We start from the raw sequence: 10,578 nt of genomic DNA, 5'->3' as shown, positions 1-10,578 counted from the left end.
GTCATAGGTGGTTGTTTGCCCGTTGTGTTGCGCGGTCGCCAGTATGGTCGGGCTGGTATGAAACAAGGTTTCCCCTTTGAAGGGCATCCAGCTGACCCTGTAGCTTTTTTCTTGAAAGTAATTGAGTTTGCCTTGGGTGAGGTTTTTTCTATCTTCGGGCGGCAGATTGCTGAGTGCGTTGAGGATGGACGTTTTCTTGACGGTCTTATGGTTGTCCAAGGCGGTTGAAAAGGCATCCTCAAACGCGCGCTGAATATTGAATGACGCACCTTTGGTGAAGGCAATTATCGCATTGATATCCACACCGGTATTTTCTTTGGTGAGTTCCCAGCGACCGTCCATGACCCGTTCTTCCATGACGATTTCCAGCAGTGATCGCGGATTGGAGGGTGTATCGCCATTGTATTTGGAAAAAATCTTGAGCTCGAAGTCCATGCCGGGGCCGAATGTCTTCAGCAGCAGGTCCAGCGCCATCTGTTTACGGCTTGGGAAACTCCCGCCGATTAGCGACGAGGCTTCCATCAGTTTATCGAGTTGAGCTTTGAACAACGTCTGGGCTTTATCCAGGTCGGCTGGCTGGTACAGCGCATCGTCCTTGGCCGGGAGAATGTCATTGGCCACTGCCCAGTCCAACATCGTTGCGGCTTGCGCAGAGGCGGGGGCGGCGCCTGCTGTGTCGGCGGTGATCATCACTTCGGCAAACGACATAGTGGCCACCCGGCCTGGGGTTTTGGCTTCAATGGCTGCCGCCGCCATGCACAGGTTTGCCCACGCGGTGCTGCCGTACACCACGGAGTCAGGGATGTTCTTGACCAGCAAATGCGGGGCTGCGCGGCTGAGTAACAGGTGTGCAGCCGCCCCTGCCAATTCCGGTGATTCGCGCCCTGTATCAATCAGGTGTTGGCGCAGGCTGTAGACGATAGTCGACAGCCGTTGGCCCCAATGTTTTTTGTCTGCCAGGTCGAAACCCGCCACATGGTTTCGTTGGGGCGCTGTCAAGGATTCGGGGTCTAGCAGCAATTGAATTGCCGCCAGTGCGTAGTCGTTTGCGCTGGAGTCCGTGGCAATGCCATTCATTTTGGTTTGCATGGCCTGGCCCAGCGCCTGGCCATCCTTGGAGCTGATCAGGGTTTCGAGCACCTTGACCGGGTCCTCCAGTGTCTGCTCGGAGAGATGCAGGTTTCTGCCCAGATGTTCCAGTACGCCGCGCTTGGGGATCTCCTGTGGTAACTCAGGATCGCTGTGCACATGCTCGACGGCGGCCATGCGCAGCGTCTGTTGTTGGCCGGCGTCCAGCGGGATCGGCCAAGACAAGCCTCCACTGAAATTGCCCAAGGGGTGTTGCTGTGCTCGCGCTTTTGCGGTTTGCGCCAATGCCAGCAGTTCATCCCTGGTCTTGGGCAATGGCAAGCCATGTTCAGTGATGAAGGCTTCAAGGCTTACGGACAGGCCAGGTACCCTTATATAGGCTTGGTAATGGGCGGAGTCTGGCGCGATATTCATCGGTGTTTTTTTCAGAATGGCCGACACGTCGCGCTCTGTGGGGGGGGCTGACAAGGCCTGGGCGGACTCGTTGAGTTTTTGCGCCAGGTAGCGCCAGTTTTTTTGATTCCCCAGGTTTTGATCCAGCGCCTGGCGTGCGTCAATGCTGCGTGATGGGCTGTCCAGCCATTGCTCACGAGCCTCCAGAGCGCTGCTGCCGTCGAAATGCGGCCCCAGGTCAGCGGCGTGATGCACGTCCGCCTCAGTCAATAGGTGTCCCCAGGGGTCGACCAGTTCCGGTTCGACGCTTTGCCGGTCATACAGCGCTTGCAGTGCGTTGACCACCTGTTGGCGCTGACGCGCCAGCAACTGCGGCACGCCTGCGGCGATAACGTCGGCCTCTACCGGGGAGAGGTTCTGGCTCAATTGATTTTTCCAGTCACCCTTCAGGCCTTGTTGAACCTCTATTGGCAGGCTCAGTAACAATTGCTCTGCGGCAGCTGGATCGTCGTTGATACGTTGACGCAGCGCCGCAAGTGCCTTGGCCGGGCTTTCGAATGTTTCATAGCCATCGCGGGGGGTGTAGAGCACTGTCAGCCCGTGCTGTTGGCCAGGTGACAAGGTGCGGTCGGTTTGCGCACTATTGAATGGGCGTGCCGCTGACGCCCCGTCGCTGCTGGTGATCAGGAAGGCGCCCGCCAGCAGGCTGCCGGCGGGGCTTGGTACCTCGAGCTTGAGCGGGTACACACCAGGCCGTTCTCCATCTCTCATCGCGCTTTCCCGAGCCTCCAGGGTCGGATACTCGAGCGCCTTGTCGATCAACGATTTGGCGGCAGGCGTCAAAGCGCCGTCCTCCACTCCCAAGGCTGCCAGGGTGGAAAGCATCTCGCGGTGGATACCCAACAACTCGTTTTGGGGTGACTCAGGGTTGGGTTCGCCCGTGCGTGGCTCGGTCCAGAATCGGGCGAGGCTCAGGGGCAGTTCTTTTTCGATGGCTTGTGCAATTGAAAGCAGGGTGTCGCGAGTCTGCAATTGCAGGGTGCTTTCGCTTGGCGAGTCGCTGCGGTAAAAGCCGACTTCCATGCCGACGATACTGGTCGAGGGCTCAGCGTCCGGAGATGTCTTGAGTTGGCGCAACGCATTGAATAGCGCCTCGGTGATGCCTTCTACCGAGACCAACTTGCGCTGGCCCTGCTCATCGGTGTGATAGCGGTGTACATACAGCGACGAGACGTCCACGGGCGGCGCAATGCCTAAACTGCGGGCGAGTTGCTGCTCGATAACGCTGCTGAGCGTCGGCTGGCGTAGCAGCAGTGCCTGGATGTCCTGATTGAGTTGCTGGTATTGATTGAGCAACAGGCGTTGATCAGTTATTTGCAGGCCCTTGATCAGGTCAGAGCGATTCGCGCTGACTGGTGCAATGGCCTCCACCTCAGGAAGGGAAGGGCCGTGGACCTCAGATGCAAGAGCAGTTTCTTCGGTGGAGACGTCACGACGCGGGCGAGGGTGAGTGATACCTATAATCAAGTGGGCTAGTCCAATGGCTTTGGCCCACGCGTCCTGATGATAGTTCGAGGGATGATTCTTCCTTAGTTGGGCCTCGAATAATTGGTTTGAAGGTGTCGGAAGGTTCCGAATCCAGCCCGAGCGATGCTGTAAATGAATATGTACGACCGATGTCGCAGGACAAGCCAAAAATTTTCATCGCCTGTAACATACGATGCTGCCGACCTCGCGCCATCCCCGTACGCGGGTATGTGCCTGGCCTGTACGGCGATACACCGTGGTTACATTCTTAAGGTTCAGGAACTTGTCATGACCCAAAAGCAACGCTTGAAATATTCGCTTCTGATTGCCCTGGCGGTACTGGGCGCGATGTTTGGCCTGTCTTATCTGCAAAACATAGGCGTGATCAGCGAAAAAACCTTCCAGTACCTGGCGATCGCGATTGCCGTGGTCGTCGTGGTGATCAACGGCATCATGCGCCGCAAGGTCAAGCCTAACTTCTGACGGGCATCAGTCAGGCACGGCTTTCAAGGACCTTGGCAGCCTCTTCATGGAGGCTGTAGCTCTTGTCAGCGTTCAGGGTGATCACGCCCTCGCTGCACAGACGCTTGAGCACCTCGCGCACGCTGAGAAACGACAACGGAATGCCCAGTTCCAGCAAGTGGCTGTGCACGCCGCGGACCCCTAGGGTGCGCTGGTTGTCGGCGGCGGTGAGGAGGGCGTCGATGACCTTCAGCCGGATCAGACTGGTGCGCAAACCGAAACACTTGAGCAAATGGCGGATGCGCTGGTTGCCCTGCTGTTCGGGCGCGTTGCCGAACGCCTGTGTGCCTTTGCCAAAGTGAGTATCTGTGGCCTTTGAATGTCCATCCGTGGGCACTTGAGGGTTATACATGCAAAAACTCCTTTTCAGAGCCTGATCAGGAAAAAGATGGTGCTCTTGAGTAATAAGACGAACGAGTGACGCAAATCATGAAACGGCGGATGTAGAAAATTTGTCGGTATCGGGTTTGTCACTTTTCAAGCGCTGACGATATACAGCCGTGTGCGGCTAAATTATTCCGGTCGATGTGCGTTCTTACGGTGGGGTAACCATCCCTTGTGAGGGTGTTCAATTTGACTGTGGAGTCGGCGTGATTATTTCCAACGGGTTGTCCAGAGTGGGCGTGGCAGGGCTGTTGCTGGGGCTGAGCCTGGCCGCATCGGCACGGGAACAAATGACGCAGGCGTCGGCGGATATCCGCCGTACCAGTTATGGCGTGCCGCATATTCGCGCCGTTGATGAGCGTGGCCTGGGGGTGGGTATGGGGTACGCCTATGCCCAGGACAACCTGTGCCTGTTGGCCAATGAGGTGGTCACGGTCAATGGCCAGCGCGCCAGGTTTTTCGGGCCGGACCAAGCGACCCTGGAGGAGCGCAACAACCTCGCCAGCGATGTGTTCTTCAACTGGCTGAATACATCCGAGGCCGTGACGGCCTTCTGGAAAGCCCAGACGCCAGCGATGCAGCAGCGCATCGAAGGGTACGTGGCTGGCTACAATCGTTATCTAAAGGAGCAGGGCGCCCCCGCGCAGTGCCAGGCCGCGTGGGTACGGCCCTTGGTGAAGGAAGACCTGGTCAAGTTGACCCGTAGGCTATTGGTGGAAGGGGGCGTCGGCCAATTCGCCGAAGCCTTGGCCGGGGCAGCACCACCCCAAGCCACCGCCGGCATGCAATCCAGCGCCAAAGCCTTTGCACTGGCCGCAGCCAACCAGCAACGCTTTACCCTGGACCGAGGCAGCAATGCCGTTGCCGTGGGCCGTGACCGCTCCTTCAATGGCCGTGGCATGCTGCTGGCCAACCCGCATTTCCCTTGGGTGGGCGGCATGCGTTTTTACCAGATGCACCTGACCATCCCTGGCCAGTTGGATGTAATGGGCGCCGCACTGCCAGGGTTGCCCGTGGTGAACATCGGCTTCAACCAGCATGTGGCGTGGACCCATACCGTGGACACGTCCAAACATTTCACCCTGTACCGCCTGACCCTCGACCCCAAGGACGCCACCCGTTACCTGCTGGACGGCAAGTCCATCCCCCTGGATAAAACGGCGGTAACGGTACAGGTCAAGCAAGCCGACGGCAGCCTCAAGGCCGTGACCCACACCGTCTACAGTTCACAGTTCGGCCCCGTGGTGCAATGGCCCGGCAAGCTCGACTGGGACCGCCGCTACGCCTTCAGCCTGCGCGACGCCAACCTGGGCAACGACCGGGTGCTGCAACAGTGGTACGCCATGAACCGCGCCGGCAGCCTCAAGGAATTGCAAACCTCGGTGCACACCCTGCAAGGCATCCCCTGGGTCAACACCCTGGCCGCCGATGACCAGGGCCAGAGCCTGTACATGAACCTGTCGGTGGTGCCCAACGTCAGTGCCGCCAAGCTGGCAACCTGCAGCGACCCACGGGCCGGGTTGCAAATGATCGTGCTCGACGGCGCCCATAGCGCCTGCGCCTGGGACATCGACCCGCGCGCGGCCCAGCCCGGTATCTTTCCGGCCGACCAGTTGCCCCAACTGCAACGCACCGACTACGTGCAGCACTCCAACGACTCGGCATGGATGGCCAACCCCAAGGCGCCCCTGAGCGGCTTCTCTCCGGTGATCAGCCAGGACAACATCGGCCTCGGCCCGCGTGCGCGCTTCGCGCTCCAGCGCCTGCAAACCCTTGAGAAACAGCCGATCAGCGTCACCGACCTGCAAAACATGGTCATGGACAACGAGGTGTACCTGGCGGGCCAAGTCATGCCCGATCTGCTGACGTTCTGCGCCAAACACCTCGGGGCCGACGCCGCTGCACTGCAACCACTTTGCACCAGCCTGAAAAACTGGGACCAGCGCGCCAACCTCGACAGCGGCGTGGGCCTGGTGCACTTCATCAACCTGATGCAACACCTGCAGCAAATCCCCGACGCCTGGCGCGTGGCCTTCGACCCGGCCCACCCCCTGACCACCCCAAGTGGCCTCGCCATCGACCGTGCCCCGGTCGCCAAAGCCCTGCGCGAAGCCATGCTGGCCTCCAGCGCAGAGGTCGGCAAACTGGGCCAGACCCGCTGGGGCGACATCCAAGTTTCCGGCCAAACCCCCATCCACGGCGGCCCGCAAGAGCTCGGCATCTACAACGCCATGCAAACCGTGCCCCGCGCCGACGGCAAACGCGAAGTCGTCAGCGGCACCAGCTACCTGCAAATCGTCACCTTCGACGACAAAGGCCCCAACGCAGTCGGCGTACTCGCTTTCTCCGAGTCCAGCAACCCGGCGTCCGCCTACTCAAAGGACCAGACCCAAGCCTTCTCCGAGAAAAAACTGCGCCCATTGCCCTTCACCGAGGCCCAGATCAAGGCCGACCCGCACTACCAAATCCACACGGTGAAGGAGTAGGGCAGACGCGCAACCCATTGATGCCAAGGCAGAATATTTTTTGAAATCAAGGGGTTGCAGGCCTAGGCAAATGAGTACATAATGGCGCCCATCGAACGCAACGAAGCATTAAAAACTTCAATGTATTCAATGAGTTAGAGTAGAGGCACGCTTCACATAGCCCACTCATGTTTGTATGCGGTGAATGTCAGCAACAAGGGCATTGATCGTTTGAGGCCGAGTAGCAAAATGGTTATGCAGCGGATTGCAAATCCGCCTACGCCGGTTCGATTCCGACCTCGGCCTCCACTCTTAGAAACCCCGTAGGTTAACGTCTACGGGGTTTTTTATTGCCTGGGATTTAGCAATACCGCCACCGACCTCATTGGGTGAAACTGATCGAAGCAAATGATGTCCGATTGCTATCGGCCAAGGACGAGGTCCGCCAAGCGCGCATTGGGTCTACGCTCATTAAAGCCTCAAACGACCTCCTCACGCCGTTTTAGCCGCGCGCTTATCCTGCCAGCGCAGAATAACGCCCGCACTCATCAAAGCTGACAGAGTGAACCATGAAACAAAAAATTCTTCTTGTAGCCGTGTGTGCTGCACTCATCCAAGGCTGTGCCGCCCCTTCCAAAAGCCATGAAGAATCACCTTCGATGCCAACTACCTCAGCCGCTGTAGCCCAGCCAACCTTATCTGCTTACGACTGGAACCTGGTCTCGGCAACGGATGCGTCGGGCAAGCCTCTCGTGGCGATGAACAAAGGCATCGAGCGCAAGTTGCGTGTTGCCTTTGGTGACAACAACCTGAGCATCAGCGGCGGCTGCAATCGTCAGTTCGGCGGCTATCACTATCAGGACGGGGTTCTGAAGGTTCAGCCACTGGCCTCTACGCTGATGGCCTGTGACAAGAGCCTGATGGACCTTGACGCCCAGGTAGGGCGGCTGTTCAAGGGCGATCTGCGCGCTGTGATCACCGGCGATAACAGGGCGCCGATGCTGCAACTGACGACAGCAGACGGCTCGGTGCTCAAGTTGCAAGGCGAGGCCACCCCGCAGACCCGCTATGGCAGCGAGGGTGAGGTCAAGTTTCTGGAAGTGGCGGCCAAGACGGTCAAGTGCAGCCACCCTTTGATCCCGAACTATCAATGCCTGCAAGTGCGCGAGCGCCGCTATGACGACGCGGGCCTGCAACTGGCGACCCAAGACACCTGGCATCCGCTGTACCAGCCTATCGAAGGCTTTGTGCATCATGACGGCGTGCGCACTGTGTTGCGGGTCAAGCAGTACGAATGGAAGAATCCGCCAGCGGATGCCCCTTCGACTGTCTACGTGCTGGATATGGTGGTCGAGCAGGACGCTTCTGGCAGCAAGTAAGCTCGCGCAAACCCCGTAGATTAGCGTCTACGGGGTTTTTTATTGCGTGTGACTTACCCGTTTTTCGACGAGTGACACGTCTAGATCAAGGGTTATAGCCCGATCGGGGTTGTCACCTGAGGATTTGCCGACTACCCTGAAAATGTTTGAATTATTACAAACAATTTCGGTGTGGCTGTTTTTTCGGTCATACGGCTTCAGGACGAGGAACGAAAAATGTTTTCACATGAAGGTACTGCGCTAGAGCTGTTGGTCTTGGTTTTTGGCGTCACTGGGTTGTTGTTGATCGCCTGGTTTATTCACCATCAATACGAGTTCAGGTCGCGCAAGCATGTAAAAAAACAACATGCCTCTGGCCGGCAGCGTGAAGCTCAAAGCCGCTAACCGTCCCTTCACCTGTGCCAGCCTTTACGGCTGGCCTCAGAATCCGGCTTTCAAAGGTCTGCAAGGTTTTCCCGAGCCCACTGCTCGGCAGTGGTGACCGGAATCGACTGTTGCTCGTTGAAGGTGGCCGCCTTAGGCCAGGCCACACCTTTGCCTTGTGCGAATACGGCACGGTACTTCTTGATGTGGTGTGTGGGGTCTTGCTCCAGTGCCTGCATGAGGTAGTCAACCGTCCACACGTTGCGCTTGAACGAACGATCCAGAACACGCTCCAGCATGCTCGCAACCTGCCCATACGTCACGGTGTCGCCGGCCAGGTAGACAATCTGATTGCGCAGGCGCGGTTCGAAGAACACGATTTGCGCTGTCAGCGTGCCGATGTCGTCTGGCGTGGTGAGCGTCACGCTATTCTCCAGACTGCCCAGGGCGTTGACTGTGTTGTTGTCGAAGTCGACGACCTCGAACACCGGCTCGAACAGGAAGCTGGTGAACATGCCTGTCGAGATGATGACCCATTCAGTGTTGTCCTGGGCGCGCAGCAACTCGCGCACATCGAGCTGAGCATCGAACAGATCCTGGGGGCTGCCCCGGCCAATCACTTCGAAATCCACGCCGAACTGCCACGGGAAGTAGCGCTTCACGCCGGACTTGAGCGCGGCGGTCGCCAGCTTCATCGGGGTTTCGCGGCCCGCGACCATGCCCGCGCAGCCGATCACGGTATCGAAGCGTGCGAAGACCTTGGCAAGTTGATCGATTGAGTCGTTCACCAGGTCTGCGGCGACCATCTGAATGCCCAGGCCGCGCAGCTCATCGATCTCTACCTTTTTTTCGGGCACTTGCGTGTTGATGGTCGACTCCCTTAGCAACACGCTGAGGGTGGAGCCGGGCGCGCGTTTGGCCTCACGCGCCAGATTGCGCAAAACCGGCAGGCCGAGCTCGCCGGCGCCTAGAACAAGGATCGATTGAGAGGGAAGTGGGGTCATTTCAGGCATGATTTCTCCGCAGACCTGTTGGCGATAAGATGAGTTCATGCTGGCACGATTCGGCAGCGCTCATAAGAAGGCACACGGGTGATACCAGGGGTAGAAATGACCGATCATGAAACGCTCAGCCAGGCAGAAGTTATCTGCCAGTCGCTCAGGGAAGAAGACGATGGCGTCAGGCGTGAAGTCCTGGCTCACGCCGGTAGCCGCTGGTCACTGGGCATTTTGCATGCCTTGGGTGTGTACGGTGCGATGCGTCATGCCGAGATAAAACGGCAGATGACAGGTGTGACTCAGCGCATGTTGACCAAAACTCTACGCGCCATGGAGCGCGATGGTTTGTTGGTTCGGCGCGAGTTCGGTGAGATTCCGCCCCGCGTCGAGTACGAGCTGACGCCCCTGGGCCGAGAGCTTTTGATTCGCATGTCGCCTATCTGGACCTGGGTGGTGGAAAACGTGGAGGACTTTCGTAAGGCTCGGCGTGTTTTCGACAGTCAGGAGGGCAAAAAACCGGCATGGCAGGTTCCCACACCGATTCCCGATGCGCCTCGGTAAGCGCAACTTCTCGATGAAGGCTGTGCAAGTGTATGCCTCGATCCACCCCTAGCTGTACGGGGCGCAGCGCGCCATAACCCACTACTGTCGCAGGCACGTCACAACCGCTTGGATGCCGCGCCATGTTCATGTCTACCAGCCTGTTATCAGCCTTCGTGCTGTTCGCTTTCGTCTCTTCGATCACCCCGGGGCCCAACAACACCATGTTGCTGGCCTCAGGCGTGAATTTCGGCTTTCGCCGTTCGATGCCCCATGCGCTGGGGATCAGCATCGGCTTTATGCTGTTGGTGATCTGTGTGGGGCTGGGCTTGGGCGAGGTGTTCAAGGTGTTCCCGTGGGCCTACACGCTGTTGCGTTATGTCGGCGCTGCGTATTTGTTGTATCTGGCTTGGAAGATTGCCAATGCGGGCGGCATGTCTGACAACCCGGATGAACACGGCAAGCCGATGACCTTCCTCGGTGCGGCGGCCTTCCAGTGGGTCAACCCCAAGGCGTGGATCATGGCGCTGGGGGCGATCACCACGTACACGCCTGCCGAGGGTTATGTCACCAATGTGCTGGTGATCGCGCTGGTATTTGCAGTGGTCAACCTGCCGAGTGTGTGCGTGTGGGTGGGGTGTGGCAGCGGCTTGCGTAACTTGCTGCGTGAGCCGCGCTGGTTACGGATGTTCAACTGGTCCATGGCCGGGCTGTTGGTATTGTCGCTGTATCCGATGCTGTTTGTGGGCTGAGTAAGTAACCACGATGCGAAGCGAGCCGCTCTTGATCTTGCTCTTGATCTGCTTTTGATCTCAAGCGCCCCGTTAAACCACGCTGGCCGGAATTCGACAGTGATTTGGGGGGTAAACCGGCAGGGATGCCGGTTTAGCCGCCCCGCGCCATGGATGGCGCGTGGCG

Annotated in this window: 8 protein-coding genes, 1 tRNA gene and 1 pseudogene; 7 read left to right on the top strand and 3 right to left on the bottom strand. The window is 58.4% G+C overall.

Annotated features, from left to right (window positions below):
- A pseudogene (locus GIW04_RS22245) lies at positions 1-3,009 on the bottom strand (hypothetical protein); the annotation flags it as partial.
- Between the two features lie 288 nt (positions 3,010-3,297).
- Between GIW04_RS22245 and GIW04_RS22240 the strand changes: the two are divergent.
- Positions 3,298-3,492: a hypothetical protein gene (locus GIW04_RS22240; protein WP_003191569.1), complete on the top strand. Its 195-nt coding sequence runs from the start codon at positions 3,298-3,300 to the stop codon at positions 3,490-3,492.
- Positions 3,493-3,502: 10 nt separating this feature from the next.
- On the opposite strand, the gene GIW04_RS22235 is transcribed toward GIW04_RS22240, so the two are convergent.
- The gene (locus tag GIW04_RS22235) at positions 3,503-3,883 is read right to left on the bottom strand and encodes a hypothetical protein (RefSeq protein ID WP_003191568.1); all 381 of its coding nucleotides are present in this window, start codon (positions 3,881-3,883) and stop codon (positions 3,503-3,505) included.
- A gap of 238 nt (positions 3,884-4,121) precedes the next feature.
- On the opposite strand from GIW04_RS22235, the gene pvdQ reads away from it, so the two are divergent.
- The 4 genes from pvdQ (at position 4,122) to GIW04_RS22215 (ending at position 8,143) form a co-directional block, all read left to right on the top strand.
- Positions 4,122-6,401 carry a bifunctional acylase PvdQ gene (pvdQ, locus tag GIW04_RS22230; RefSeq protein ID WP_120248101.1) on the top strand — a complete coding sequence of 760 codons (2,280 nt, stop codon included), beginning with the start codon at positions 4,122-4,124 and terminating at the stop codon, positions 6,399-6,401.
- Positions 6,402-6,615: 214 nt separating this feature from the next.
- Positions 6,616-6,689 (top strand) — tRNA-Cys (locus tag GIW04_RS22225).
- Between the two features lie 350 nt (positions 6,690-7,039).
- A complete protein-coding gene (locus GIW04_RS22220) occupies positions 7,040-7,759 on the top strand; it encodes an META and DUF4377 domain-containing protein (RefSeq protein ID WP_232964718.1) in 720 nt (239 codons plus the stop codon).
- A gap of 216 nt (positions 7,760-7,975) precedes the next feature.
- A complete protein-coding gene (locus tag GIW04_RS22215; RefSeq protein ID WP_183043776.1) occupies positions 7,976-8,143 on the top strand; it encodes a hypothetical protein in 168 nt (55 codons plus the stop codon).
- A 50-nt stretch (positions 8,144-8,193) separates the two neighbouring features.
- On the opposite strand, the gene GIW04_RS22210 is transcribed toward GIW04_RS22215, so the two are convergent.
- Entirely contained in the window at positions 8,194-9,135 is a 942-nt protein-coding gene (locus GIW04_RS22210) for an aromatic alcohol reductase (protein ID WP_034135740.1), read from the bottom strand.
- A 96-nt stretch (positions 9,136-9,231) separates the two neighbouring features.
- Here GIW04_RS22210 and GIW04_RS22205 point away from each other — a divergent pair, with 96 nt between their 5' ends.
- Positions 9,232-9,681 (top strand): winged helix-turn-helix transcriptional regulator, encoded by a 450-nt coding sequence (locus GIW04_RS22205; protein WP_032897129.1) that lies wholly within the window; start codon positions 9,232-9,234, stop codon positions 9,679-9,681.
- A gap of 122 nt (positions 9,682-9,803) precedes the next feature.
- Positions 9,804-10,412: a LysE family translocator gene (locus tag GIW04_RS22200; RefSeq protein WP_003191561.1), complete on the top strand. Its 609-nt coding sequence runs from the start codon at positions 9,804-9,806 to the stop codon at positions 10,410-10,412.
- Positions 10,413-10,578: the final 166 nt, after the last annotated feature.

The organism is Pseudomonas sp. PA-4-8C, from assembly GCF_021606625.1.
In the GTDB taxonomy this organism is placed as follows: domain Bacteria; phylum Pseudomonadota; class Gammaproteobacteria; order Pseudomonadales; family Pseudomonadaceae; genus Aquipseudomonas; species Aquipseudomonas lactis.
Note: the sequence above shows the minus strand (reverse complement) of the source record. Positions and strands in the feature narration are given on the sequence as shown.

Coding starts and splice junctions, on each gene's coding strand:
- GIW04_RS22205 (WP_032897129.1), top strand. CDS start 9,232: ATGACCGATCATGAAACGCTCAGCCAGGCAGAAGTTATCTGCCAGTCG.
- GIW04_RS22200 (WP_003191561.1), top strand. CDS start 9,804: ATGTTCATGTCTACCAGCCTGTTATCAGCCTTCGTGCTGTTCGCTTTC.
- GIW04_RS22220 (WP_232964718.1), top strand. CDS start 7,040: ATGCCAACTACCTCAGCCGCTGTAGCCCAGCCAACCTTATCTGCTTAC.
- GIW04_RS22240 (WP_003191569.1), top strand. CDS start 3,298: ATGACCCAAAAGCAACGCTTGAAATATTCGCTTCTGATTGCCCTGGCG.
- GIW04_RS22210 (WP_034135740.1), bottom strand. CDS start 9,135: ATGCCTGAAATGACCCCACTTCCCTCTCAATCGATCCTTGTTCTAGGC.
- GIW04_RS22235 (WP_003191568.1), bottom strand. CDS start 3,883: ATGTATAACCCTCAAGTGCCCACGGATGGACATTCAAAGGCCACAGAT.
- GIW04_RS22215 (WP_183043776.1), top strand. CDS start 7,976: ATGTTTTCACATGAAGGTACTGCGCTAGAGCTGTTGGTCTTGGTTTTT.